Source organism: Micrococcus luteus (assembly GCF_014138885.1).
GTDB classification, from domain to species: Bacteria; Actinomycetota; Actinomycetes; order Actinomycetales; family Micrococcaceae; genus Micrococcus; species Micrococcus luteus.
Window position 1 is genome coordinate 2250004 of record NZ_JACJIK010000001.1, and the last position, 25095, is coordinate 2275098.

Consider the following 25095-nt stretch of genomic DNA (forward strand, 5'->3'; position numbering starts at 1 on the left):
GGCTGGTGGGTCAGCGGCGGGCGTCCGGCCCGGCGGGATCGGGGTCGGTCCCGGGCCCGGCGGGCCGGTACCGGTAGAGCTTGGGCGGGCGGTGCGGGGTGCCGCCGCGGACCTCGCCGGTCTCCTCGAGGGCCCCGGCGGCGAGGGTGGCGCGGCGGAAGTTGGCGGCGTCGAGGCCGCGGCCGAGGACGGCCTCGTGCACGGCGCGCAGCTCGGCGAGGGTGAAGGAGGGCCCCAGCAGCGCGTGCCCGACGCCGGCTCGCGGCAGGTCCGCGCGCAGGCGCGCCACGGCCGCCGCCAGGATCTGCGCGTGGTCGAACGCCAGCGCGGGCGGCGCGTCGGCCCGGTGCCAGCGCACATGGACCCCGATGGGCAGCCCGGCCACGTCCGGGTCCGGGCTGGACGCCGGGGCGGCGCCGTCGTCGTCCAGGGCGGGGCTGAGCGCCCAGTGGGCCACCGTGAGGACGCGTCCGGTGGGGGAACGGTCCACGGCGCCGAACGCCGCCAGCTGCTCGAGGCGACGGACGGGACCGGGCACGCACTCGGCGGCCACGCGTGCGGCGACGTCGGCCAGCTCCTCGTCCGCGCCGAGCCACGCGCCCGGCAGCGCCCACCGGTCCAGGAACGGCTCGCGCATCCGCGGGACGAGGGCGACACAGAGGCGGGGCACGCCGTGCGGGTCCGGGCGCACGCCGAAGACGGCCGTGGACACGGCCACGCTGACGCGGGCCTCAGCGACCGGCATGGGACCTCCCGGGGCGGACTGGCGGGGCTGTTCTGGTCAGTATGACACTGTTCGCGCCCATCTCAGAGGGTCGAGATGACTGTAAGGCGGGGGAGGCGCCGGCGCGGTCCCGCGCTAGCCTGAGTCGGGTGAACACGACCGCCGCCGCCTCCGACCCGTCCGACGCCCCCCTGGCCTCCACCCGCATCGGGGAGGGCCCGCGCCGCGTCGCGTTCCTGCACGGCCTCATGGGCCGGGGCCGGAACTTCACCGGCCCGGCCAAGGAGCTGGGCGACGACTTCACGGTGGAGCTGATCGATCTGCCGGACCACGGCGCCTCGCCCTGGACGGACCGGGTGGACTACCGCGAGATCGCGGACCGGGTGGCCGCCCACCTGCGCGCCGGCCTCGCCGCCGACGGGCCGGTCCACCTGCTGGGCCACTCGATGGGCGGCAAGGTCGCGATGGTGCTCGCCCTGCGGCACCCGGAGCTCGTGGACCGGCTGATCGTGGAGGACATCTCCCCGCGGCTCTCACCGCAGGCCACGGACGAGTTCGTGCACCTGCTGGGCACCATGCTGCGCATGGACCTGGACGCGTACGACTCGCGGGCCGAGGCCGACGCGGCCATGGCCGAGCACGTCCACGACGCGCGGGTGCGCGGCTTCCTGCTGCAGAACCTGCGGCGCACGGCCGGCCACTTCGCGTGGCAGCCCAACGTGGCCATGCTCTTCGAGCACCTGCGGGAGATCGGCTCGTTCCCGGACCCGGTGGTCCCCGAGGATCCGGAGCGCGTGTTCGACCATCCGGTCCTGTGGCTGGCCGGCGCCGAGTCGGACTACGTCCAGGATGAGGACGTGCCGCGGATGAAGGAGCTGTTCCCGCGCGTCGTGCGCGTGACCGTCCGTGACGCCGGCCACTGGCTGCACGCCGACCAGCCCGAGGCCTTCGTCTCCGCGGTGCGCACCTTCCTCACCGCCGACTGACGGGGCCCGTCGGGAGACGGAGACAGCGCCGAGGCCCGCAGACGCGCCGCCACGTTCCGTGCGTAGCGGCGCGTCTGCGGGCCTCAGCGTCGGGCGCGGGTGGGGGCGGACCCGTCAGCCGCCGCATCAGAGGGCGGGCGCGGCCTTCTTTCCGCGCAGGCGTCCGACGAGCAGGACCACCCCGAGCGCGACCGAGCCCCAGAGCAGGCCCCACACAGCCGATGTCGCGGTGTCCGTGAGCCAGCCGAGGAACGCGCCGGCGGCGTGCGTGACGGGCTCGACGATCCCGTGCTGCACGGCGTAGGGCCACGGAACGCCCAGCGCGTCCAGCTCCACGAGGGCGATGTGGCCGCCCACCCAGAGCATCGCCACGGTGCCGATGACGGTCACCACGCGCAGCACGTGCGGCATGGCCTTGACCAGCCCGGCGCCGAATGAGCGGCCGCCGGAGGTCGAGGCGTTCTGGTGCAGGTGCAGGCCGACGTCGTCCATCTTCACGATCAGCCCCACGGCCCCATACACGCCCACGGTGATGAGGACGGCCACCACCGCCAGGACCGCCGCCTGCATCCAGAAGCCCAGGTCGGCCACCTCGTTCATGGAGATGACCATGATCTCCAGGGACAGGATGAAGTCCGTGGTGATGGCCCCGCGCACCACGGTGTCCTCGGCCTCCGGACCCCGCTCGACGGCGGGCTCTTCGTCGTCGGCATGCCCGTGGCCGGTGAGCTTGCCCCACACCTTGTGCGCGCCCTCATAGGACAGGTAGGTGCCGCCGGCCAGCAGCAGCCACGGCAGGATCCAGGGGGCGAGCCAGTCGAGCAGCAGCAGCGCGGGCAGGATGAACACGAGCTTGTTGCGCAGGGAGCCCTTGGTGATCCGCCAGATCATCGGCAGCTCGCGGGCCGCGGCCGCGCCGGCCATGTACTGCGGGGTCACCGCGGCGTCGTCGACCACCACGCCCGCCGCCTTGGCCGCGGCTCGTCCCGCTCCGGCGGCCACGTCGTCCACGCTCGCGGCGGCGAGGCGGGCGAGGGCGGCGACGTCGTCGAGCAGGGCTACGAGTCCGACCATGGTTCCTCCTGGGGTGGGTCCGACGGGCGCGCCGGTGCGCGGGCAGGGCGCAGGTTGAGCATAGCGGCGAGGACGGACACGCACCGGCCCGGTCCCGTGGGGGACCGGGCCGGTGCGTGCGCGGCCGACGAGGCCGCCGGTGGGCTCAGGCGTCGTTCTCGGTGGTCTCCACGGGACGGGAGCCCAGGCGACCGTCGATGCGGAGCAGGCCCGAGCCGTCGTCGCCGACGAGCTCGAGCTGGCCCACGATCTCGGAGACGGTGGCCTCCTCCTCGATCTGCTCGTCCAGGAACCAGTTCAGCAGCGGGCGCGAGTTGAGGTCGCCCGCGGACTCGGTGGCCCGGTACAGCTCGCGGATCGCCTCGGAGACCTTCTGCTCGTGCGCGAGCGCGGCCCGGAAGATCTCCAGGGCCGACAGGCCGGCCTGCACGGGCGGGGCCGGGATGGCGCCGATCGTCGGGAAGCTGTCCCGGTCGGCGACGTGGTCGATGAACTTGTTCGCGTGGACGATCTCCTCGTCCGCCTGGTGCCGCAGCCACGCGGCCATCCCGGACAGGTCCAGGTCGTCGGCGGCGATCGCGAGCTGGCGGTAGACCATGGACGCCTCGAACTCGAGGGTGATCTGGTCGTTGAACTTCTGCAGCAGGTCATCGGTGAGCTTCATGCCTCGAACTCTAGGCAGGCGGCCGGGGCGCGGTGAAGGCGCGCCCGCCCCGTGGCCGAGGCACGACGACGGCGGGCGGCCGGTTCCGCCGGATTCGGCGCCCGGCGGTGCCAGCCCTAGGCTGGGCGCCGTGTCCGAGACCCGCCGCGCCCGCCCGGGCGTCGACCCCGCGTCGACGCCGCCCTCCGACGTGCCGCGGGGCCCGGGAGGCCGGGACGCGCTCGTGCGCCGCCGCGTGTTCCGGACGCCCCTGCTGCGCCGCGTGGTCTACGCGGTGGTCTTCGAGCTGCTCGCCATCCTCTTCACCACCGTGATCCTGGCGGCGCTCGGCAACGGCGGCGGGCCCTCACTCGCCGTGGCGGTCGTGTCCTCGACCGTGGCCCTGCTGTGGAACATCGTGTTCAACTCGGTGTTCGAGACCCTCGAACGCCGCCTCGGGATCACGGGCCGGCCCTGGTGGGTGCGCGTGGCCCACGCCGTCGGCTTCGAGGGCGGGCTGATCGTGTTCCTCGTGCCCGCGGTGGCGCTGATCCTCGGCATCGGGCTGGGGGAGGCGTTCCTCATCGAGGCCGGCCTGCTCGTGTTCTTCCTCGTCTACGCCGCGGTGTACGCCTACGCGTTCGACTCGGTGTTCGGCCTGCCGGACTCGGCCGCCCGCGCCGAGGCCTGACCCGCCGATCGGATCAGGCGCGGCTCAACGGGACGTCGGCAGCCCCAGGAACGCGCGGATCGCGGGCATCTCGCGGCGCACCTGGTCCAGGCCGAGCTCGTGGGCGGCGGCCAGCTTGGCCACGGACCGCTCGCCGTTGGCGATGGGCATGGTCTCGGGCGCGAACAGATAGGCCCGTCCCTGCCGCTCCATCTCGAACAGGCGCTCGCGGGTCGCGTTGTACCGGCGCCAGCGCGTGAGCAGGGCGTCCGCGACGGCGGGGTAGCGCCGGAAGGTGCGCTGGTAGAACGAGGGGAACCGTTCGGGCCGTTTCACGTACCCGCGCTCCCGGGTCAGGACCACGAGGACCTTCTCGAACCCCGCGTCCTCCGCCGCGGTCAGCGGGATCCCGCCGTCCACGCCGAGGGCGCCGTCCACGAACACGGTGCCCTCGGCGTGCACGGGGGGCATGAGGACCGGCATCGTGGACGACGCGCGGACGCGGACCATCAGGTCGGTCAGGGTGGTCATGTCGGAGCGGTCCCACCAGCGCGTCTCGCCGCTCGCGGCGTCGAACCCGCCCAGCACGAGCCGGGCGGGGTTCGCGCGGAACGTGGCGAAGTCGTAGGGCAGGTCCGCCTCGGGCAGGCCGGCGTGCTCGTAGATGTACTCGGCGTTGAACAGGCCCTTGCCGCGCAGGAAGCTCAGCCAGTTGCCGAACCGAGGATCGTCGGCGAAGTCCACGAACGAGCGCCGCGCACGGGCCGGGTCGCGGGACAGGTAGTTCACGGCGTTGGACGAGCCCGCCGAGATGCCGGCCACGAAGTCCACGTGGATCCGCTCGCGCAGCAGCTCCGCCACCACGGCCGAGGTGAGCGCGGCGCGCATCCCCCCGCCCTCGAACAGCAGCGCCGTGTCGGTGACGTTGGACGTTATGGGCTCGGTCATGGTCGGTCCCTCCGTGTTCGCCGTCCGCCGAGCAGGGCGCGGGGCGCTCCCGTCCGGCCGCGCCCATCCTAGGCTGTCCCCATGGCGACGACCCACATGAAGAGCACCCCCGTCCACACCGTCGGTGGGCTGCCCCAGGTGGGTGCCCCCGCCCCCGACTTCACCCTCACCGGGGCGGACCTGTCCCCGGTGACCCTGCGGGAGCTGCGCGGCCGTCGCGTGATCCTGAACATCTTCCCGTCCCTGGACACCGGCGTGTGCGCCGCCTCCGTCCGCGAGTTCGACTCCCGCGTCGCGGACCTCGGGGACACCACCGTCGTGGCCGTGTCCGCGGACCTGCCGTTCGCCGCCGCGCGCTTCTGCTCGGTCGAGGGCATCGACCACGTCCGCAGCGGCTCTGTGTTCCGCTCGTCGTTCGGCGACGACTACGGCGTGCGCATGACCGACGGTCCGCTCGAGGGCCTGCTGGCCCGCGCCGTCGTCGTGGTCGATGCCGACGGCGTGGTCCGTCATGCCCAGCTCGTCCCCGAGATCTCCGAGGAGCCGGACTACGAGGCCGCCCTGGCGGCCGCCCGGGGCTGAGCGTGACGCCGCCGGGCTGGCCGCCGCGCGCACGACGCTCGCCCCTGGCGTTCGTCATCGCGCTGTTCGGCGTGCTCGGCGCGCTGGTCCTGGCCGGGGGCCTCACCGCCCTCCTCGCCGGCCGGATGGTCGACGTCGCCGCGGACTCCGCCCCGACCGTGCCCGCCGCCGAGGCCCCCGCCCGGGAGGCGGGCGAGCTCGCGGCGGGCCTGACCCACATCCACGACGGTGTGGCGGTGGACTGGTCCGCATCGGCCCACGACGGATCGTCCCTGGACCCGGGCCAGCCGGTCGCGGACGCCCCGGGCATCCTCCTCGTGGAGACCGCCCTCGGCGCCCGCACCGGCACGGGGACGGGCATGGTGCTCTCCCCGGACGGGCTGGCGGTGACCAACTACCACGTGGTCGAGGACTCCTCGGAGGTGCACGTGGTGGTCGCGGACACCGGCGCGCGGCACACGGCCACGGTGCTCGGGCGCGATGCCGAGCACGACATCGCGGTGCTCGACGTCGAGGGCGTCTCAGACCTGCCGGTGGCCAGCGTCTCGCTGGACCCGGTGCGGCGCGGGGACCAGGTGGCCGCCGTCGGCAACGGCGGAGGCCAGGGTTATCTGACGGCCGTGCGCGGCACCGTGCTCGGCACGGACCGCTCGATCATGGCCGCGGCCGAGGGCACCGATCAGTACGCGCGCCTGTCCGGCCTGATCCAGACGGACGCGGACGTCGTGCCCGGCTACTCCGGCGGCCCGGTGGTGGACGACGCCGGCCAGGTGGTCGGCGTGACCGTGGCGGCCAGCGACGGGACCACCGCAGACGAGGTGGACGGCTTCGCGATCCCGCTGGAGGTGGCCTTCGACGTGGCGGACCAGGTCCTCTCGGGCGAGGAGACGGACACCGTGAGCATCGGTGCGGACGGCGCCCTGGGCATCATGGTCGGCGCGGATCCCGACGTCGGCGTCGTGGTCATGCAGGTGGACGCGGGCTCCGCCGCCGAGCAGATCGGCCTGGTCGAGGGCGATGTCATCCTCGAGATCGAGGGGCGGACCGTCGGCGACGACGCCTCCCGGATGTCCCGCCTGGTCAACGACCACAACGTGGGGGACCGGATCACCGTCCAGTGGCGCACCGCCGACGGCGAGGTGCGCGAGGCCGAGGCGGTCCTGCAGCCGGCCCTCGTGAACTGACCGGCCCCCCGGCGCTCAGGAGAGCAGGTCCAGTGAGAGGGCCATCGCGGCCACGCCCAGCAGCACGCCGCCCAGCGCCGCGGCGCGGCCCCCGGCCGCCCGGGCGGCGGGCAGCAGCGCGTCGAGGCTCACGGTCACCATCACGCCCGCCACGGCCGCGAAGACGGCGGCCAGGAGCGCGGGTGTGAGGAACGGGGCCAGCAGCAGCCAGCCGATCAGCGCGCCCAGCGGCTCCGCGATCCCCGTGAACGCGGCCCACGCGAAGGCCTTGCGCCGCGATCCGGTGGCCTGCCGCACGGGCACGGCCACGGCCACGCCCTCGGGAACGTTGTGCACGGCCATCGCGACGGCCAGCGCGAGGCCCACCGACGGATCCTGCAGGGTGCCGGCGAAGGTGACGAAGCCCTCCGGCAGATTGTGCAGGCCGATCGCCAGGGCCGTCACCGTGCCCAGGCGCAGCATCCGCCGCCGGTCCAGGCCGGCCGGGTCGTCGACGTCGCCCGGCATCTCCGAGACGGGGTCGGGGACGGCGCGCTCGAGCAGCACGTAGGAGCCTGCGCCGAGGATCAGGGCGGCCACCGCGACGGCGGTCGCCGCGGGGCCGACCGCCCCGCCCAGCCCCTCGACGGCGGCCGGCAGCATCTCCAGGAAGGAGACCGCGAGCATGACGCCCGCGGCGAGGCCGAGGGCGGCCCCCAGCCCGCGGCCCGAGGGCGCGCGTCCGACGATCGCCAGGACGCCGCCCAGCACCGTGGCCAGCCCGGCGAACGTCGTGAGAGCGAGCGCGGTCCAGAACGGGTCCACGGGGGAGGGCCTCCTGACGGGCGGCGGGCGGGGTGCGACCATCCTAGGGACCACAGGAGGAGACCATGACCGAAACCGCCACCGGCCCCGGATTCGCCCTACCCCGGGGCGTCGAGCCGGGCCGCGCCGTCGTCGTGGGCGCCGGACCCAACGGCCTGACCGCCGCCGCCCTGCTGGCCCGCGAGGGCTGGGAGGTGGACGTGTTCGAGCGGGCCCCGGTGCCCGGCGGTGCGTGCGCGTCCGCGCCGGTGCTGGGGGAGGGGACCGTGGTGGACCTCGGGGCGGCGGGCCATCCGTTCGGCGTCGCCAGCCCCGTGTTCCGGGAGCTGGGGCTGACGGACCACGGTCTCGCCTGGCTGCACCCGGCCGTGCCGATGGGACATCCGCTGCCGGACGGGCCGGCCGCCCTCCTGCACCGGGACCTCGAGGCCACCGCCGCGGGTCTCGGCGTCGACGCGCGGGCCTGGCGGGCCGTGCACGGGGCCCTGGTCGACCACGTCGACGAGATCCTGGCGGGCGCGCTCGGCCCGGTGCTGCGACCCCCGCCCCATCCGGTGGCGATGGCCCGCTTCGGCCTGCGCGCCCCGTGGCCGGCCGATCTGCTGGGCCGGGCGATGTTCCGCACCGAGGCCGCCCGTGCCCTGTTCACGGGCTCGGCGGCCCACGCGATCCTGCCCTCGAGCCGGCCCCTGACGGCGGCGTTCGGTGCGCTCTTCGGCGCGCTCGGGATGAGCTCGGGCTGGCCGGTGGCGCGCGGCGGGTCGGGGGCGATCGTCGAGTCGCTCGTGGCGGTGCTGCGGGCGCACGGCGGGCGGCTGCACCTGGGTCACGAGGTCACGGACCTGCGCGCGCTGCCCGCCGCGGACGCCGTCGTGCTGGACCTGACCCCGCGCCAGGTGCTGCGCGTCGCCGGCACGGGCCTGCCGCCGCGCTACGCCGCGGCCCTGCGCCGGTGGCGCCCCGGGCCGTCCGTGTCCAAGGTCGACTTCCTGCTCGACGGGCCGATCCCGTGGCGCGACGCCCGGCTCGCGGGCGCGGGGACGGTGCACCTGGGCGGGACCGCCGCCGAGATCCGGCGGGCCGAGGACGACGTCGCGGCCGGCCGGATGCCGGCGCGGCCCTTCGTCATGCTCTGTCAGCAGCAGGCGGCGGACCCCACACGGGCCACCGGGCCCGCCCGGGGGCACACGGTCGTCTGGTCCTACGCCCATGTGCCCCACGGCCACCCCGGCGACGTCCGTCCGCTGATCGAGGCGGAGGTGGAGCGGCACGCACCCGGTTCCCGGGACCGGATCCAGGCCGCGGTCGCGATGCGCCCGGCCGATCTGGAGGCGTGGAACCCGAACCTCGTGGGCGGCGACATCGCGGGGGGATCGCTCGCGGGAGCGCGCGCGCTCCTGCGCCCCACTGCGTCGCCCCGGCCGCACCGGGCGGGTCGGACCGGGCTGTATCTGGCCTCCGCCTCCACCCCGCCGGGCGCCGGCGTCCATGGCATGGGCGGGGCGTGGGCCGTGCGGACTCTGCTGGCGGACCGTCGTCGCTGACCGCGCCGGCACCCGGGTGCAGCGGCGCCGGGCCGGGGCCTGCCGGGGTGTCGGCGACCGCTGTGCGACACGGCTGAGACGGATCCGGATCCGGACTTTCGCGAATCGGAATGTGCCCGCTACAGTGTGGTCCATCTCACGGAACGTCCCGTCTCGACGGAACGGCCCGGGGGTCGTCTCGCACCACCAGCTCCCCACAGGGACGCGGGCGCGCGACGTCCTTGCACCTCTCATGAACGGAAGCACCTTCCATGAAGTACACGAAGCTCTCCGCTGCCGCGGCCCTGGCCGCCGGCTCGGCCCTCATCCTCTCCGCGTGCGCCCCGGGCGGCGGCAACGCAGGCGACTCCAGCAGCAACGGCTCCGGCGCCAGCCAGGGCGGCGACTCGGGCGCCGGCAACGTCATCGAAGGGGACAAGGGCCAGAAGCTCACCGCCGAGGCCTCCGGGCCGGAGCTGGCCGACCTGGGCGACGTCGAGACCCAGGACGGCTCCATCGCCTACTCGGTGGGCGCCGATGACTTCCTGTCCTACAACGGCCTGCAGTCGAACACGTACACCACGTACAACTCGGCCGTCGTGGACCGCCTGTTCTCCTCCTTCTGGTACTTCGGCACCGACGGCTCGATCATCCCGAACAAGGACTTCGGCACGTACGAGAAGACCTCGGACGACCCGCTGACCGTGAAGTACACCATCAGCGACGACGCCAAGTGGTCCGACGGCACCCCCGTCACCGCGGGTGACTTCATCTTCCACTGGGCCGCGAACAACGACACGGTCAAGGCGGAGGGTTCCGAGACCCCGCTGTTCGACTCGATCTCCTTCGAGCAGGGCAAGTACATCCCGGAGGCGCCCGAGGGCGAGGCCGACGGCAAGGAGTTCACCGTCACCTACCCGGAGCCCTACGCGGACTGGGAGATCCTCATCAGCACCGCGCTGCCGGCGCACATCGTCGCCAAGGAGGCGGGCATGAGCTTCGAGGAGCTCGTCACCGCTGCGAAGGAGAAGGACGTCGAGGCGCTCACCCCGGCGGCCGAGTTCTGGAACGACGGCTGGGACTTCAGCCCCGGCGAGCTGCCGGACGCCTCGCTGGTGCCCTCCATGGGCCCCTACAAGTTCAAGGACGGCGGCTGGCAGGCCGGCCAGTCCATCACCCTCGAGGCCAACCCCGAGTACTGGGGCACCCCGCCGGCCACCAAGGAGCTCGTCCTCCGCTTCGCCGACCCGAAGACCCACGTGCAGGCCCTGCAGAACGGCGACCTCGACGTCATCGAGCCGCAGGCCACCGTGGACACCCTCCAGCAGCTCGAGGGCCTCGGCGACGACGTCAACGTCCAGACCGGTGACCAGCTGACCTGGGAGCACGTGGACTACAACCGCGGCGAGGGCTCGGTCTTCGCCGACTCCCCGGAGCTGCGCGAGGCCTTCGCCCTCTGCCTGCCCCGCCAGCAGATCGTGGACAACCTGATCAAGCCGATCTATGCGGACGCCCAGGTCATGAACCTGCGCGAGGTCTTCCCCTTCCAGGACAAGTACCAGGAGGTCGTGGACGAGGCCTACCCGAAGGAGATGGACGAGCCGAACATCGAGAAGGCGAAGGAGCTCGTCGAGAAGTCGGGCGTCTCCAAGCCCACGGTCCGCCTCGGCTACCAGGCCGGCAACCAGCGTCGTACCGAGACCGTCGCGCTCATCAAGAGCTCCTGCGACCAGGCCGGCTTCGACGTGCAGGACGCCAACTCGCCGGTGTTCTTCAAGGAGGTCATGCCGGCCGGTGACTACGACGCCGCCCTCTACGCCTGGGCCGGCTCGGGCCAGAAGGCCTCCGGCGCGAACATCTACCAGTCGGACGGTGCCCAGAACCAGCAGAGCTACAACAACCCCGAGGTGGACGCGGCCTGGGACAAGCTCGCCACCTCGCTGGACGAGAACGAGCAGCTGGAGCAGGTCAAGACCATCGAGAAGCTGCTCTGGGAGGACTTCCAGGCCATCCCGCTGTACGCGCACCCGGGTCTGGTCGGCCACAAGGCCGACGTCGCCAACGTGCGCGACACCGCCGCCCAGTCGGGTGCGCTGTGGAACGTGGAGCAGTGGGTCCGCGTCCAGGAGTGACACCCCGCTGACCTCTGACCCGGCGGTCCGCCTCCCGCGGACCGCCGGCGTCGGGATCGAGGACAGAGCCCGGCCGGGCACCGGCCGGGCTCTGGCCGTGAACCGCGGCGAACCCGCACCCCTCCCTTTCCCTTGCACTCGCACGGAAGGTCACCCCCTGTTGTGCTGAAATTCATCCTCAAGCGCCTCGGCAGCTCCCTCCTGGTGCTGTTCGGCGCGTCGATCCTGCTCTTCTTCCTCGTGGCCCACTCGGGTGACCCCCTCCAGGACCTGCGAGAGTCACAGAACCCCAACCGCGAGACACTCATCGCCGCCCGCACCGAATTCATGGGGCTGGACCAGCCCTGGTACGCCCGGTACTGGGACTGGCTCCAGGGCATCGGCGGCTGCGTCACCGGTCAGTGCGACCTCGGCCTCAGCCGGAACGGTCAGTCCGTCGCCGACCTGCTGAGCAACGCCGCGGCCTCCACGCTGCGCCTCGTGGTGCTCGCGACCGTCCTGGCGATCATCATCGGCATCGCGATCGGCATCGTCACCGCGATCCGCCAGTACTCCGGCCTCGACTACGTGGTCACGTTCCTGATCTTCCTCTTCTTCTCGCTGCCCGTGTTCTGGGCGGCCGTGCTCCTGAAGGAGTACATGGGGATCCGGTTCAACGACTGGATCCGCAGCCCCGAGCTGAACTGGCCCCTCCTCATCGGGGTCGCCGTCCTCGCGGGCCTGGTCCTGCAGGCCGTCATGGCGGGCGACCTCAGGCGGCGCGCCTTCACGTTCGGCGCCACCGCCGCGTTCATCCTGCTCGCCGGCTGGGTGCTGTTCGCCGTCGACTTCTGGCGGCATCCGCAGATGGGCCCGGTCGTGCAGCTGGTCATCGGCCTGGCCGCCGCCGTCGGCGCCACCGCGGTGATCTCCGGTCTGCGCAACCGATCGGTCCTCAAGGCGGCCCTGGTCACGGCCGCGATCGGCCTCGTCGCCTACTACGCCACCTACGGCCTGCTGTGGCGGACGCCGTCCGCACTGCTGCTGGCCGGCCTCGGCGTCATCCTCGTGCTGGTGGCCATCCTGGTGGGCCGCCTGCTCGGCGGCTTCTCCAAGGGCTCGGCCGTGTCCGCCTCGCTGGTGACCGCCCTGATCATGGGCGTGGCGATCGTGGCGGAACACCTGATGAACTACTGGCCGACCTTCCTGAAGGTCAAGCCGCGCCCGATCTCCACGATCGGCTCGGGCACCCCGAACCTGGACGCCCACTTCTGGGTGGTGTTCCTGGACCGCGGTGCGCAGCTTCTGCTGCCCACCATCCTGCTGACCATCATCTCGGTGGCCACGTACTCGCGGTACACGCGCTCCTCCATGCTCGAGGTCTCGCGTCAGGACTACATCCGCACCGCGCGCGCCAAGGGCCTGCCGGAGCGCCAGGTGATCCTGAAGCACGCGTTCCGCAACTCGCTGATCCCCATCACCACGATCATGGCCTTCGACTTCGCCGGCCTGATCGGCGGCGCCGTGATCACGGAGCAGGTGTTCGGCTGGAAGGGGATGGGCGAGCTGTTCGCCACCGGCCTGCACGACGTGGACCCCATGCCCGTGATGGCGTTCTTCCTCGTGACGGGCACCGCCGCCGTGCTGATGAACCTCGTGGCGGACGTGCTCTACGCCGTCCTCGACCCCCGGATTCGAGTGTGAGCCAGATGACCACCAACAACTCCTCGACGACGGGCGCGCAGCTCGACGAGAAGCAGATCTTCGACCTCGCGGAGGCGGAGGACGCCAAGCTCCGCGCCAAGGCCGGGAAGTCCTACTCCCAGGGCGCCCTGGTCCGCAAGCGGTTCTTCCGCCACAAGGCGGCGATGATCTCCCTGATCGTGCTGGTCTTCATCACGCTGATGGCGTTCTCCTCCATCGGCTTCGCCGGCATCCCCGGCTGGTGGGACAAGTCCTACACGGCCGCGGCCTCCGTGGTGAACGGCGGTCGCCCGACGCTGTCGGTCGTGCCGCAGGCCTTCGGGGGCGAGGGCCTCCGCTGGGGCGAGCACCCCTTCGGCCAGGACACCACGGGCAAGGACTACTTCGCCCTCGTGATGCGCGGGACCCAGCAGTCCATGATCATCGCGGCCATCGTGGGCCTGCTCTCCACCGTGATCGGCGCGATCGTCGGCGCCGTGTCCGGGTACTTCGGCGGCTGGGTCGACTCCGTCCTGATGCGCCTGACCGACCTGATCATCGTCATCCCGCTGCTCGTGCTCGCCGCGGTGCTCGGCCAGATGGCCAGCGGCATGAAGATGGGCATCCTCCCGCTCGCGGTGGTGCTCGGCCTCGTGTCCTGGACGTCCCTGGCCCGCCTCGTGCGCGGCGAGGTCCTGTCCCTGCGCGAGAAGGAGTTCGTGGCGGCCGCCGTCGCCATGGGCGCCAAGCCGGGCCGCCTGATCTTCAAGCACCTGCTGCCCAACACGATCGGCGTGATCGTCGTGAACGCGACGTTCGCGATCGCGGGCGCGGTGCTGCTGGAGACCTCGCTGTCCTTCCTCGGCTTCGGCGTGAAGGCGCCGGACTCGTCCCTGGGCCTGCTCATCTCCGACTACCAGAACGCGTTCACCACCCGTCCGTGGCTGTTCTGGTGGCCCGGCATGATCATCCTCGCGATCGCCCTGTCCGTGAACTTCCTCGGCGACGGCCTGCGCGACGCCTTCGACCCGCGCCAGGGCGCGGGCGCCCACCGCAGGCCCCGCTTCTTCGGCCGCCGCGCGGCCGCCACCGAGGCCGGTGCGACGACGGCGGGCGGTCTGGCCGCGGCCCCGACGGCCGGTCGGATCGAGGCCCCCGTGGAGGAGGCCGGCGGGTCCGCACGGATCTCCGACGCGGACGAGGACGGTCAGCGATGAGCGCGAACGACAAGAAAGGCCGATCCATGTTCGGCAAGAAGAACGAGAACGACGTGACCGCCGACGGGCAGGGCTCGCACGCGGCGTCGTCGGCAGACCTCGAGGCGCGCGGCGCCGCCGTGCCCGGCTCCTCCGGCGCCGGCGGCGTGCCTCCGGGCCCCGCGACGAGCGCGATGGGCGTCGTGGCCCGCCACGACGACCTGGGCGGCGAGCCGGTGCTCGCCTTCCGCGACGTGGACGTGAAGTTCGCGACCGAGTTCGGCGAGGTGCACGCGGTCAAGGGCGTGACGTTCGACGTCAAACCCGGCGAGGTCGTCGCCCTCGTGGGCGAGTCCGGCTCCGGCAAGTCCGTCACGAGCGCCACCGCCATGGGCCTGCTCCCGGGCAATGCGGACGTCACCGGCTCCGTGCAGCTGGCCGGCCGCGACGTGCTCACCATGACCCCGGGGCAGCTGCGCGACATCCGCGGCGACGAGGTGGCGATGGTGTTCCAGGAGCCCATGACGGCCCTGAACCCCGTCCTCACCGTGGGAGACCAGCTCACGGAGGCCCTCGAGCTGCACGGCATCGCCTACGGCACCGAGGCGGACAAGCGCGCCGTCGAGCTGCTCACCATGGTGGGCATCCCCGACGCCGCCACCCGGCTCAAGCAGTACCCCCACCAGTTCTCGGGCGGCCAGCGCCAGCGCATCGTCATCGCGATGGCGATCAGCTGCTCGCCGAAGGTGATCATCGCGGACGAGCCCACCACGGCGCTCGACGTGACGGTCCAGGCCGAGATCCTGGAGCTGCTGCGCTCCCTGAAGAACAAGATGAACACCGGCATCCTGCTCATCACGCACAACATGGGCGTGGTGGCGGACATGGCGGACCGGGTGTGCGTGATGCTCCACGGCGAGCTCGTGGAGCAGGGCTCGGTGCACCAGGTGCTCCAGCACGCCCGGCACCCGTACACCCAGAAGTTGCTCTCGGCGGTGCCGCGCCTCGGCGAGCCCCTCGAGGTGGCAGAGCCGGAGCCGGTCACGGCCACGCAGACGCAGGCCCGGTACGCGATCGAGGCGGAGAACCTCCACCTCGAGTACGACCACCGCGGCAAGAAGAACCGCGTGGTCCACGACGTCAGCTTCCAGGTGGCCCCGGGCGAGATCCTGGGCCTGGTGGGCGAGTCCGGCTCGGGCAAGTCCACCATCGCCAAGTCGGTCCTCGGCCTGCTCACCATCGCGGAGGGCTCGCTGCGCATCCAGGGCCACGACCTGGCGACGATGCCCAAGGCCGAGCAGCGCGCCCTGCGCAAGAACATCGGCGTGGTCTTCCAGGACCCGGCGGCCTCGCTGGACCCGCGGTTCCCGATCGGCGACATCATCACCGAGCCGATGGTCGTGCACAAGGTGGGGGACCGGCGCTCGCGCCTCGCCCGCGCCGAGGAGCTGCTGGACGCGGTGCGTCTGCCGCGCTCCGTGGTGAACCGGTACCCGCACGAGCTCTCCGGCGGTCAGCGCCAGCGCATCTCGATCGCCCGCGCCCTGACCCTGGACCCCCAGGTGCTCATCGCGGACGAGCCGACCTCGGCCCTCGACGTGTCCGTCCAGGCCGCCGTGCTGGACATGTTCGCGGAGCTGCAGCAGCGCTACGAGTTCGCGTGCCTGTTCGTGTCCCACGACCTCGCGGTGGTGGACATGCTGGCCCACAAGGTGCTCGTCCTCAAGGACGGCCGCCAGGTGGAGCAGGGCCCCACGGAGGAGGTGCTCCACCGTCCGAAGGAGGAGTACACCCGTCGCCTCCTGGCGGCGGCGCCCGTGCCGGACCCGGACCAGCAGGCGGAGCGTCGCCAGGAGCGCCGCGAGTTCCTCGCCTCCCTCGGCGAGGGCGTCTACTGACCGCGCGGGTCGGCGGCGGGCGCGTCCCGCCGCCGGCCCCGGGCCAACCGGCCCGCCTGTCCACGGCGGCCCCTGCGCGTACAATCGCACGGGGGCCGCCGTCGTCGTGCGCCTCCACCCCTTTGATGTCGAACCGGACAGGACGCCCATGACCTCGACCGAAACCCGCCGCTCCGATCTGCGCAACGTGGCCATCGTGGCCCACGTGGACCATGGCAAGACCACGATGGTGGACGCCATGCTGCGCCAGACCGGTGCCTTCAACACGCACGGCGACGTCGCCGAGCGGGTCATGGACTCCGGGGACCTGGAGAAGGAGAAGGGGATCACGATCCTCGCCAAGAACACCACGGTGTTCTACTCCGGCCCGTCCGCCCCCGAGGGCGAGACCGTCACCATCAACGTGATCGACACCCCCGGCCACGCCGACTTCGGCGGCGAGGTGGAGCGCGGCCTGTCCATGGTGGACGGCGTCGTGCTGCTCGTGGACTCCTCCGAGGGCCCGCTGCCCCAGACCCGCTTCGTGCTCCGCAAGGCCCTCGCGGCCAAGCTGCCCGTGATCCTCGTGGTCAACAAGACGGACCGCCCGGACGCGCGCATCGACGGGGTCGTCTCCGACTCCATGGACCTGCTGCTCGGCCTGGCCTCGGACCTGGCCGAGGAGGACCCGGACCTGGACCTCGACTCGGTGTTGGACGTCCCCGTCGTCTACGCCTCGGGCAAGGCCGGCCGCGCCTCCCTGACCCAGCCCGCCGACGGCGCCCTGCCGGAGGCCGAGGACCTCGAGGCCCTCTTCAACGTGATCATGGAGCACATCCCGGCCCCGTCCTACACCGAGGGCGAGGTCCTCCAGGCGCACGTCACCAACCTGGACGCCTCCCCGTTCCTCGGCCGCCTCGCGCTGCTGCGCATCTTCAACGGCACCCTCCGCAAGGGCCAGCAGGTCGCGTGGGCCCGCCAGGACGGCGCCCTGAAGACCGTGAAGATCACCGAGCTGCTGGCCACCAAGGGCCTCGAGCGCGTGCCCGCGGAGGAGGCCGGCCCGGGCGAGATCGTCGCCGTCGCCGGCATCGAGGACATCATGATCGGCGAGACCCTCACCGACGCGGAGAACCCGAAGCCGCTGCCGCTGATCACGGTGGACGACCCGGCCATCTCCATGACCGTGGGCATCAACACCTCCCCGCTGGCCGGCCGCGTCAAGGGCGCCAAGGTCACGGCCCGCCAGGTGAAGGACCGCCTGGACAAGGAGCTGATCGGCAACGTCTCGCTCAAGGTGCTCCCCACCGAGCGCCCGGATGCGTGGGAGGTGCAGGGCCGCGGCGAGCTCGCCCTGGCCATCCTCGTGGAGCAGATGCGCCGCGAGGGCTTCGAGCTCACCGTGGGCAAGCCGCAGGTGGTCACCCGGACCGTGGACGGCAAGGTCCACGAGCCGATGGAGCGCATGACCATCGACATCCCCGAGGAGTTCATGGGCGCGGTCACGCAGCTCATGGCCGCCCGCAAGGGCCGCATGCAGGAGATGTCCAACCACGGCACGGGCTGGATCCGCATGGAGTTCCTGGTCCCGGCCCGCGGTCTGATCGGGTTCCGCACCCGCTTCCTCACCGAGACCCGCGGCGCAGGCATCGCCTCCTCCTACGCGGCCGGCTACGAGCCGTGGACCGGCGAGATCGAGTACCGCACCAACGGCTCCCTCGTGGCCGACCGGGCGGGCACCGCCACGCCGTTCGCCATGATCAACCTGCAGGAGCGCGGCACCTTCTTCGTGCAGCCCGGCGCCGAGGTGTACGAGGGCATGATCGTGGGCGAGAACTCGCGCGCCGACGACATGGACGTGAACATCACCAAGGAGAAGAAGCTCACCAACATGCGTGCGGCCTCCTCCGAGTCGTTCGAGGGCCTGACGCCCCCGCGCCGGCTCACCCTCGAGGAGTCCCTCGAGTTCGCCCGTGAGGACGAGTGCGTGGAGATCACCCCCGAGGACATCCGCATCCGCAAGGTCGTCCTGGACGCCAATGAGCGCCTGAAGGCCGCGCGCGCCCGCGCCCGTGCCTGAGCGTCCCCGCCGCCGCGCCCGGCCCGCCGACGTGGTGGGCGGGGCGTTGCTCGGCGTCGTCGCCGGCGCGCTCGGCACCGCCGTCCATCTGAACCTGGCCTCCCTGCCGGGCGGCTGGACCCTGCCCTGGGGTGCGGTGCTGGCGCTCGTGCTCGTGGGCTCGACACAGCGCTGGTGGATGGTCCGACGCGCGGGCCGCGGCGGGCGCGCCCTGCCGGCGGGGGCCGCGGTCGTCGCCGGCGCGTTCACCGCCGTCCTGGCCCTGCAGCGCCTGCCGGTGGACGACGCCCTGGGGTTGTCCTGGACGGCCGGCCTGTGGGCGGCGGCGCCGGGCGCCGTCGTCGCCTCCGTGGCCTGGAACGTCGGCCAGCCGGTGCTCGGTATGGTCCTGTTGGCCGCGGGCCGGCGGCTGGACCGCCGACCCGCGGAGGCCGCCGAGGCCGCCACGCGCCCCCGCCGGGCCACTGTGACCGCCCGCGAAACGCGTCCGGGGGAGCGAGTACCCTGGACCGCAGCCCCGCAACCCCGTGCCCAGAGAGAGGTGGACGGTCAGCCATGACCTACGTGATCGCGTTGCCGTGTGTGGACGTCAAGGACAAGGCGTGCATCGACGAATGCCCCGTGGACTGCATCTACGAGGGTGAGCGCATGCTCTACATCCACCCGGACGAGTGCGTCGACTGCGGTGCGTGCGAGCCGGTGTGCCCCGTCGAGGCCATCTACTATGAGGACGACACCCCCGACGAGTGGGCCGAGTACTACAAGGCCAACGTCGAGTTCTTCGACGACCTGGGCTCCCCGGGCGGCGCCGCCAAGCTGGGCATGATCGCCAAGGACCACCCGATCATCTCCGCCCTGCCCCTGCAGAACGCCGACGCCTGAGCCCCATGCTGACGCTGCCGGACTACCCGTGGGACACGCTCACCCCCTACCGTGAGCGTGCCGCCGCCCACCCGGACGGCGTCGCGGACCTGTCCATCGGAACGCCGGTGGATCCGACGCCGGCGCTGATCCGCCGGGCCCTGACCGAGGCCGCCGACGCGCACGGCTACCCGACGACGCACGGCACGGACGCCCTGCGCCGCGCGGTCGTCGACTGGTACGCCCGGCGCCGCGGGGTGTCCGGGCTGGACCCGGCGGCCGTGGTGCCCACGGTCGGGTCCAAGGAGTTCATCGCGTGGCTGCCCACGCTGCTCGGGCTCGGCGCAGGCGACGTCGTCGTCCACCCCGAGGCCGCCTACCCCACCTATGCGGTGGGCGCGCTGCTGGCCGGGGCGGAGGCCGTGGCCGCGGACGACCTCGACGCGCTGGCGCCCGAGGTGCGTGAGCGGGTGCGCCTCGTGTGGACCAACTCGCCGGCCAACCCCACCGGTGCCGTGCTGGACGCCGCGGCGCTGCGCCGCACGGTCGACGCCGCCCGTGGCGTGGGCGCCGTGGTGTGCGGGGACGAGTGCTACGCCGAGCTCGGCTGGGACGCGTGGGACGGGGCCGTCGTGCCCTGCATCCTCTCCGACGAGGTCTCCGGCGGCGACCTGACGGGCCTGCTGAGCGTCTACTCGCTGTCCAAGCAGTCCAACCTCGCCGGCTACCGCGCCGCGTTCGCCGCGGGGGATCCGCAGCTCGTGGCGACCCTGGTCAACACCCGCAAGCACGCGGGCATGATCGTGCCGGCCCCGGTGCAGCATGCGATGGCCGTGGCCCTGGCCGACGACGCGCACGTCGCGGAGCAGAAGGACCGCTACCGCCGCCGTCGGGACGCGCTGCGCACCGCCCTGGAGGCCTCCGGCCACACGGTGGACCACTCCGAGGCGGGGCTGTACCTGTGGACCCGGCGGGCGGACCTGGATCCGGCCGACGCCACGGCGCAGGACTCGTGGGACCTGCTGGGCGAACTGGCGGACCTGGGCATCATCGCCGGGCCCGGCGTGTTCTACGGTGCCGGCGGCGACGGCTACGTCCGCGTGGCGATCACCGCCACGGACGAGGCGGTCGCCCGGGCCGCGGCGAGACTCACCGCCCGCGGGCCGCGGACCGGCTGAGCCGGGGTCGGGGGCCGTCGTCGGGGGAAGCGACCGCGCGTCCCGGGCCGGTCCTTGATAGTTTGGAGCAGAGTCGTCCCCGTGTGGGCGCGCCCACGCCGGCGCGTGAACCCGGGCCATCGAGAAGAGAAGACGAGGGAGCACACCCGTGACCCATCACGAGTCCGTCCGGCTGACCGTCGGCGAGCAGAGCCTGGACCTGGGCGTCGAGCACGCCACAGAGGGCAACAACGGCATCAACATCGCCCCGCTCCTGAAGGAGACCGGCGACGTCACCTACGACCCGGGCTTCATGAACACGGCGAACGCCAAGTCGGCCGTCACGTTCATCGACGGTGACCAGGGCATCCTGCGCTACCGCGGCTACGCCATCGAGGACCTCGCCGAGCACTCCTCCTTCATGGAGGTGGCCTACCTGCTGATCTACGGCGAGCTGCCCGAGTCCAAGGAGACCCTGGAGGCCTGGGAGACCAACATCCTGCGCCACAACATGGTGCACGAGGACCTCAAGCTGTTCTTCAACGGCTTCCCGCGGGACGCGCACCCCATGCCGGTGCTGTCCTCCTCCGTGTCCGGGCTGTCCACGTTCTACCCGGACTCCCTGGACCCGCACGACCCGGAGCAGGTCCACATCTCCACCGTGCGTCTGCTGGGCAAGCTGCCGGTGCTGGCCTCCTACGCGTTCAAGAAGTCGCTGGGCCAGCCGTTCATGTACCCGCACAACTCGCTGAACTACGTGGAGAACTTCCTCCGCCTGTGCTTCGGCGTGCCGGCCGAGGAATACGACATCGACCCGGACGTGGTCAAGGCCCTCGACCTGCTGCTCATGCTGCACGCCGACCACGAGCAGAACGCCTCCACCTCCACGGTGCGCCTGGTCGGCTCCACCCAGGCCAACCTGTTCGCCTCGGTGTCCGCCGGCATCAACGCCCTCTACGGCCCGCTGCACGGTGGCGCCAACGAGGCCGTGCTGAACATGCTCCGGAAGATCAAGTCGGAGGGCATCACGCCCGAGGACTTCATGGAGAAGGTGAAGAACAAGGAGGACGGCGTCCGCCTCATGGGCTTCGGCCACCGCGTGTACAAGAACTATGACCCGCGGGCCAAGATCATCAAGAAGACCGCCGAGGACATCCTGGGCAAGATGGGCGGCAACGACGAGCTGCTCGAGATCGCCCAGCGCCTCGAGGAGAAGGCCCTCGCCGACGACTACTTCGTGGAGCGCAAGCTCTACCCGAACGTCGACTTCTACACCGGCGTGATCTACAAGGCCATGGGCTTCCCGGAGAAGATGTTCACCGTCCTCTTCGCCCTGGGCCGCCTGCCCGGCTGGATCGCCCAGTGGCGCGAGCTCATGGAGGACCCGGCCACCAAGATCGGCCGCCCGCGCCAGATCTACGTGGGCGAGCAGCTGCGCCAGTACCCGCAGCGCTGACCCGGGGGCACTGACCCTGCGTTTGGGGGCGGTTTCGGGTGGTATTCCGACGGAATACCACCCGAAACCGCCCCCAAATGCGTTCGCCGGAGCCTCTTCATGGCGAGGCTCAGGGGCCGAGGCGGCGTCGGACCACCCCGACGACGCCACGGAAGTCCTCGCGCCCATCCGCCCAGGTGACGCGGAGCGTCGTCCAGCCGCGCGCCTGCCCATAGCGGTCCCGGCGGGCGTCGCGCGCCTCCTGCTCCCGCGTGCGGTGCCCCGCGCCGTCGTACTGCAGGGCCAGGCGCACGTGGCGGTAGGCCAGGTCGGCCACGGGGGAGAAGGGGTCCCCGGGCTCGAGCGCGGCCTGCAGCTCCGGCTCCGGCAGCCCGCCGGCCACGAGGGCCAGGCGCAGGCGGGTCTCGGGCGGCGAGTCCGCCCCGACGCGAACGGAATCCAGCGCCTCCCGGGCGGCCGGGCGGCCATGGAAGCGTCCGGACGCGCGCAGCGCGGACCGCAGCGCGGCGATCGTGGTGGCCGGATCCGTCCGGCCCGCGGGCGTCCACGGGTGCCTGACGGCGTGGTCGCCGGCGGCCACGAGGTCCTCGAACGTCCACGGGGGCGTCAGGGAGCACAGGTCCAGCCAGGTGCGATCGACGGTGGTGACGCGCAGGCCGTGCACGTGCGTGACGAACTCGGGCGCCAGCGGCCTGCGGTGGTCCATCAGCCCGGCCCGCCGGACGCGTCGTGTCCCCCGAGCCACGGTGAGGTGCACCGGCGGGTCGGCCTCGAGCTCGCCCGTCGCCGGGTCGCGCCGCCGCCAGGCTCGCGCGGGCATCGGCAGGCCGTGCAGGTGGGCCGCGGTCTCGTGGGAGAGGACGGCATCCGGGCGCCGGCGCAGAAGCGCGGCGAGGTGATCGGGGGAGAAGCCGTGCCCGGGCTCGGTCAGGCCCAGGTCGGCCCAGCCCGTGCCAGGACGTGCCCGCTGCCGGTGGAAGCCCTGCCCGACCCGCTCCAGGTCCGACCGGCGGGCGCGGTCGGGCGGCAGCCCCAGTCGGGCCAGGTCCGTGGCCAACAGCACGGCGGGCTGGTCGGGCGGCAGAGGAGTCACGACGCGCGGCATGCACCCATCGGACGACGCCGGCGGGGCGCCCGGGGCGCGCTGGCCGCGGCACGGGGACGACGCGCGGGGCGGGCGCTGCTGTGCAGGAGCCGACGGCCCGCGCCGCGTGCCGCCGTCGTCGTCTTCCCGCCCCCGGGCCGCCGGGGAGTTCCGGGGGCGATACTGGGCGTTATCCCGGCGGGATACCACCGGAAATCGCCCCCCAACGCGGCGGAAAACGCGGGGAGGAACGGGGGAGGGGAGGGCCGGGTGTGCCGGGTCAGTTCGCGTGCAGCGCCGCGTTCAGTTCGACGGTCCGGCCGGCGCGGGGGAGGGCCTCGACCCCGCCCGTGGTGGAGTTGCGGCGGAACAGCAGGTTCGGCACGCCGGAGAGGTCCACGGCCTTCACGGTCCGCGCCGCCTCGCCGTCCTGCAGCACGCTCACGCGCGTGCCTGCGGTGACGTACAGACCGGCCTCGACCACGCAGTCGTCGCCGACGGAGATGCCCACGCCGGAGTTCGCGCCGAGCAGCACGTGCTCGCCGATCACGATCCGCTGGGTGCCGCCGCCGGAGAGCGTGCCCATGATGGACGCGCCGCCTCCGACGTCGGACCCGTCGCCCACCACGACTCCGGCCGAGATCCGGCCCTCCACCATCGAATGCCCCAGGGTGCCCGCGTTGAAGTTCACGAAGCCCTCGTGCATCACGGTCGTCCCCTCGGCCAGGTGGGCGCCCAGGCGCACCCGGTCCGCGTCGCCGATGCGCACCCCGGAGGGCACGACGTAGTCCGTCATGCGCGGGAACTTGTCCACGCCGTACACCTGCACGGCGCCGCGGGCACGCAGCCTCGCCCGCGTCAGCTCGAAGTCCGCGACCGCGCAGGGTCCGTGGTTCGTCCACACCACGTTGGTGAGCAGCCCGAAGACGCCGTCGAGGTTGAGCTCGTTCGGCCGCACCAGGCGGTGCGAGAGCACGTGCAGGCGCAGCCACGCGTCCGCGGTGGAGGCCGGGGCGGCGTCCAGGTCGACCTCCAGCTCGACGACGGCCTGCGTGGTCCCGCGGTCCGCGTCGTCCGCGGCGAGGGCGCGCAGGGTGTCGCGCAGCGAGGCGTCCGCAGCGGAGAGCGGACCGGCCACGGGCGCGGGGAACCACACGTCCAGGACGGCGCCGTCGGCGGCCGTGGTGGCCAGGCCGTGGCCGGAGACGAGACGGGGGGAGGGCTGCTGTGCAGCGGTCTGGGTCATGCGCCTCAGCCTAATGAGCGGCCGGGGCACGCTGCAGGGCGGCGAGAGGCCCGTCCGTAGACTGGACACATGAGTCTCACCCCCGTGCCCCTGCCCGACCTCGCCGATCCGGACCTCGACGTCGCGGCGCTCACCGCCATCCTGCTGGACGTGCGCTCCGTCTCGGGGGAGGAGGGGCCGCTGGCCGACGCCGTCGAGCAGGCCCTGCGCGCCCTCGGCGGCCTCGAGGTGCGGCGGTTCGGGGACGCCGTCGTCGCCCGCACCGCTCTGGGGCGGCCGACCCGCGTGATCCTCGCCGGGCACCTGGACACGGTGCCCCTGCCCACCGTGCCGGGCTCGCGCGGGACCGTGCCCTCGGCGTGGGACGGGGACGTGCTGTACGGCCGCGGAGCCGTGGACATGAAGTCCGGCGTCGCCGTGCAGCTGGCCCTGGCCGGCCGCTTCGGCCGCGCGGACGGCCCGACCCCCGTGCACGACGTCACGTGGGTGTTCTACGACCACGAAGAGGTCTCCTCGGACCTCTCGGGCCTCGCCCGCGTGGCCCGCCAGGCCCCCGAGCTGCTGGAGGGCGACTTCGCGGTGCTGCTCGAGCCGACCGACGGCGTCGTGGAGGGCGGCTGCAACGGCACGTGCCGGTACCGCGTCACCTTCTCCGGTGTCGCGGCGCACTCGGGCCGCGCCTGGCGCGGCGACAACGCGATCCACAAGCTGGCCCCCGTGCTCACCGCCCTGGCGGCGTACGAGCCGGCCACGGTCACGGTGGAGGGCCTGGAGTACCGGGAGGGGCTGCACGCGATCCGCGTGGCCGGCGGCGTCGCGGGCAACGTCATCCCGGACGAGGCGTCCGTGGACCTGAACTACCGGTTCGCTCCGGACAAGACCCTCGACCAGGCCCACGCGCACGTCCGCGCGGTGCTGGAGGGGGCCGGTGTGGACTGGGACGCCCAGGTGCGGATCGACGACGCCTCGCCCGCCGCCCGCCCCGGTCTGGACCGGCCGGCCGCCGCCGCGTTCGTCGCCGCCGTCGGGGGAGAGCCCCAGCCCAAGTACGGGTGGACGGACGTGGCGCGGTTCTCCCAGCTGGGCGTGCCCGCGGTCAACTTCGGCCCCGGCGACGCCCTCCTGGCCCACACGGACGACGAGCACGTGCCCCGCGAGGCGGTCCACGCGTGCCTCGCGGCGCTCGCGGCCTGGCTGGCCGGCTGA

At 72.8% G+C, this 25095-nt stretch carries 22 protein-coding genes; 15 read left to right on the top strand and 7 right to left on the bottom strand.

Annotated elements, in window-relative coordinates:
• Positions 1 to 10 precede the first annotated feature (10 nt).
• On the bottom strand, positions 11 to 745 hold the full coding sequence (locus tag HDA34_RS10480; protein ID WP_036316445.1) for an NUDIX hydrolase: 735 nt from the start codon (positions 743 to 745) through the stop codon (positions 11 to 13).
• 128 nt (positions 746 to 873) lie between these two features.
• On the opposite strand from HDA34_RS10480, the gene HDA34_RS10485 reads away from it, so the two are divergent.
• Positions 874 to 1710 (top strand): alpha/beta fold hydrolase, encoded by an 837-nt coding sequence (locus HDA34_RS10485; protein ID WP_049145941.1) that lies wholly within the window; start codon positions 874 to 876, stop codon positions 1708 to 1710.
• A gap of 126 nt (positions 1711 to 1836) precedes the next feature.
• Here HDA34_RS10485 and HDA34_RS10490 read toward each other — a convergent pair whose 3' ends face one another.
• Positions 1837 to 2784: a DUF808 domain-containing protein gene (locus HDA34_RS10490; RefSeq protein ID WP_134377042.1), complete on the bottom strand. Its 948-nt coding sequence runs from the start codon at positions 2782 to 2784 to the stop codon at positions 1837 to 1839.
• Between the two features lie 145 nt (positions 2785 to 2929).
• Positions 2930 to 3448: a ferritin gene (locus HDA34_RS10495; protein ID WP_020626453.1), complete on the bottom strand. Its 519-nt coding sequence runs from the start codon at positions 3446 to 3448 to the stop codon at positions 2930 to 2932.
• Between the two features lie 130 nt (positions 3449 to 3578).
• On the opposite strand from HDA34_RS10495, the gene HDA34_RS10500 reads away from it, so the two are divergent.
• Positions 3579 to 4118 carry a PACE efflux transporter gene (locus tag HDA34_RS10500; RefSeq protein WP_098092251.1) on the top strand — a complete coding sequence of 180 codons (540 nt, stop codon included), beginning with the start codon at positions 3579 to 3581 and terminating at the stop codon, positions 4116 to 4118.
• Between the two features lie 24 nt (positions 4119 to 4142).
• Here HDA34_RS10500 and HDA34_RS10505 read toward each other — a convergent pair whose 3' ends face one another.
• Positions 4143 to 5045 (bottom strand): patatin-like phospholipase family protein, encoded by a 903-nt coding sequence (locus HDA34_RS10505; protein WP_134377041.1) that lies wholly within the window; start codon positions 5043 to 5045, stop codon positions 4143 to 4145.
• Positions 5046 to 5126: 81 nt separating this feature from the next.
• Here HDA34_RS10505 and tpx point away from each other — a divergent pair, with 81 nt between their 5' ends.
• Both tpx and HDA34_RS10515 read left to right on the top strand, forming a co-directional pair.
• Complete coding sequence (gene tpx, locus HDA34_RS10510; protein WP_049147477.1) at positions 5127 to 5627, top strand: thiol peroxidase; 501 nt, start codon at positions 5127 to 5129, stop codon at positions 5625 to 5627.
• Between the two features lie 2 nt (positions 5628 to 5629).
• Positions 5630 to 6811 carry a S1C family serine protease gene (locus HDA34_RS10515; protein ID WP_060973541.1) on the top strand — a complete coding sequence of 394 codons (1182 nt, stop codon included), beginning with the start codon at positions 5630 to 5632 and terminating at the stop codon, positions 6809 to 6811.
• A 15-nt stretch (positions 6812 to 6826) separates the two neighbouring features.
• On the opposite strand, the gene zupT is transcribed toward HDA34_RS10515, so the two are convergent.
• Entirely contained in the window at positions 6827 to 7615 is a 789-nt protein-coding gene (gene zupT, locus HDA34_RS10520) for a zinc transporter ZupT (RefSeq protein WP_044659390.1), read from the bottom strand.
• A 65-nt stretch (positions 7616 to 7680) separates the two neighbouring features.
• On the opposite strand from zupT, the gene HDA34_RS10525 reads away from it, so the two are divergent.
• The 10 genes from HDA34_RS10525 (at position 7681) to HDA34_RS10570 (ending at position 21559) form a co-directional block, all read left to right on the top strand.
• Positions 7681 to 9159, top strand: coding sequence for a phytoene desaturase family protein (locus tag HDA34_RS10525; RefSeq protein WP_134377040.1), 1479 nt, complete (start codon positions 7681 to 7683; stop codon positions 9157 to 9159).
• A gap of 251 nt (positions 9160 to 9410) precedes the next feature.
• On the top strand, positions 9411 to 11270 hold the full coding sequence (locus HDA34_RS10530) for an ABC transporter family substrate-binding protein (protein ID WP_049147575.1): 1860 nt from the start codon (positions 9411 to 9413) through the stop codon (positions 11268 to 11270).
• Between the two features lie 162 nt (positions 11271 to 11432).
• Positions 11433 to 12953 carry an ABC transporter permease gene (locus tag HDA34_RS10535; protein ID WP_049147577.1) on the top strand — a complete coding sequence of 507 codons (1521 nt, stop codon included), beginning with the start codon at positions 11433 to 11435 and terminating at the stop codon, positions 12951 to 12953.
• A 5-nt stretch (positions 12954 to 12958) separates the two neighbouring features.
• Positions 12959 to 14149, top strand: a complete 1191-nt coding sequence (locus tag HDA34_RS10540) for an ABC transporter permease (RefSeq protein ID WP_049147579.1) — start codon at positions 12959 to 12961, stop codon at positions 14147 to 14149.
• On the top strand, positions 14146 to 16026 hold the full coding sequence (locus tag HDA34_RS10545) for an ABC transporter ATP-binding protein (RefSeq protein WP_095353687.1): 1881 nt from the start codon (positions 14146 to 14148) through the stop codon (positions 16024 to 16026). The genes HDA34_RS10540 and HDA34_RS10545 overlap by 4 nt, the downstream gene beginning before the upstream one ends.
• 148 nt (positions 16027 to 16174) lie before the next feature.
• Positions 16175 to 18085: a translational GTPase TypA gene (typA, locus tag HDA34_RS10550; protein WP_036316461.1), complete on the top strand. Its 1911-nt coding sequence runs from the start codon at positions 16175 to 16177 to the stop codon at positions 18083 to 18085.
• On the top strand, positions 18078 to 18644 hold the full coding sequence (locus tag HDA34_RS10555; RefSeq protein ID WP_036316464.1) for a hypothetical protein: 567 nt from the start codon (positions 18078 to 18080) through the stop codon (positions 18642 to 18644). Before typA ends, HDA34_RS10555 begins: the two co-directional genes overlap by 8 nt.
• Positions 18641 to 18967 (top strand): ferredoxin, encoded by a 327-nt coding sequence (gene fdxA / locus HDA34_RS10560; RefSeq protein ID WP_002855160.1) that lies wholly within the window; start codon positions 18641 to 18643, stop codon positions 18965 to 18967. The genes HDA34_RS10555 and fdxA overlap by 4 nt, the downstream gene beginning before the upstream one ends.
• Positions 18968 to 18972: 5 nt before the next feature.
• Positions 18973 to 20124 carry a succinyldiaminopimelate transaminase gene (dapC, locus tag HDA34_RS10565; protein WP_044659396.1) on the top strand — a complete coding sequence of 384 codons (1152 nt, stop codon included), beginning with the start codon at positions 18973 to 18975 and terminating at the stop codon, positions 20122 to 20124.
• A gap of 148 nt (positions 20125 to 20272) precedes the next feature.
• Entirely contained in the window at positions 20273 to 21559 is a 1287-nt protein-coding gene (locus tag HDA34_RS10570) for a citrate synthase (protein ID WP_073117070.1), read from the top strand.
• A gap of 109 nt (positions 21560 to 21668) precedes the next feature.
• On the opposite strand, the gene HDA34_RS10575 is transcribed toward HDA34_RS10570, so the two are convergent.
• Together HDA34_RS10575 and dapD are read right to left on the bottom strand one after the other, a co-directional pair.
• Positions 21669 to 22664 carry a hypothetical protein gene (locus tag HDA34_RS10575; RefSeq protein ID WP_134377039.1) on the bottom strand — a complete coding sequence of 332 codons (996 nt, stop codon included), beginning with the start codon at positions 22662 to 22664 and terminating at the stop codon, positions 21669 to 21671.
• Between the two features lie 259 nt (positions 22665 to 22923).
• Positions 22924 to 23889, bottom strand: a complete 966-nt coding sequence (gene dapD, locus HDA34_RS10580) for a 2,3,4,5-tetrahydropyridine-2,6-dicarboxylate N-succinyltransferase (protein WP_036382673.1) — start codon at positions 23887 to 23889, stop codon at positions 22924 to 22926.
• A 69-nt stretch (positions 23890 to 23958) separates the two neighbouring features.
• On the opposite strand from dapD, the gene dapE reads away from it, so the two are divergent.
• On the top strand, positions 23959 to 25095 hold the full coding sequence (dapE, locus tag HDA34_RS10585; RefSeq protein ID WP_036382675.1) for a succinyl-diaminopimelate desuccinylase: 1137 nt from the start codon (positions 23959 to 23961) through the stop codon (positions 25093 to 25095).

Bases quoted from the DNA above. Each gene is read 5' to 3' on its own strand.
- tpx (WP_049147477.1), top strand. From the start codon at position 5,127: ATGGCGACGACCCACATGAAGAGCACCCCCGTCCACACCGTCGGTGGG.
- HDA34_RS10530 (WP_049147575.1), top strand. From the start codon at position 9,411: ATGAAGTACACGAAGCTCTCCGCTGCCGCGGCCCTGGCCGCCGGCTCG.
- dapC (WP_044659396.1), top strand. From the start codon at position 18,973: ATGCTGACGCTGCCGGACTACCCGTGGGACACGCTCACCCCCTACCGT.
- typA (WP_036316461.1), top strand. From the start codon at position 16,175: ATGACCTCGACCGAAACCCGCCGCTCCGATCTGCGCAACGTGGCCATC.
- HDA34_RS10575 (WP_134377039.1), bottom strand. From the start codon at position 22,664: ATGCCGCGCGTCGTGACTCCTCTGCCGCCCGACCAGCCCGCCGTGCTG.
- HDA34_RS10545 (WP_095353687.1), top strand. From the start codon at position 14,146: ATGAGCGCGAACGACAAGAAAGGCCGATCCATGTTCGGCAAGAAGAAC.
- HDA34_RS10480 (WP_036316445.1), bottom strand. From the start codon at position 745: ATGCCGGTCGCTGAGGCCCGCGTCAGCGTGGCCGTGTCCACGGCCGTC.
- HDA34_RS10540 (WP_049147579.1), top strand. From the start codon at position 12,959: ATGACCACCAACAACTCCTCGACGACGGGCGCGCAGCTCGACGAGAAG.
- HDA34_RS10505 (WP_134377041.1), bottom strand. From the start codon at position 5,045: ATGACCGAGCCCATAACGTCCAACGTCACCGACACGGCGCTGCTGTTC.
- dapD (WP_036382673.1), bottom strand. From the start codon at position 23,889: ATGACCCAGACCGCTGCACAGCAGCCCTCCCCCCGTCTCGTCTCCGGC.
- HDA34_RS10490 (WP_134377042.1), bottom strand. From the start codon at position 2,784: ATGGTCGGACTCGTAGCCCTGCTCGACGACGTCGCCGCCCTCGCCCGC.
- fdxA (WP_002855160.1), top strand. From the start codon at position 18,641: ATGACCTACGTGATCGCGTTGCCGTGTGTGGACGTCAAGGACAAGGCG.
- HDA34_RS10525 (WP_134377040.1), top strand. From the start codon at position 7,681: ATGACCGAAACCGCCACCGGCCCCGGATTCGCCCTACCCCGGGGCGTC.
- dapE (WP_036382675.1), top strand. From the start codon at position 23,959: ATGAGTCTCACCCCCGTGCCCCTGCCCGACCTCGCCGATCCGGACCTC.
- HDA34_RS10495 (WP_020626453.1), bottom strand. From the start codon at position 3,448: ATGAAGCTCACCGATGACCTGCTGCAGAAGTTCAACGACCAGATCACC.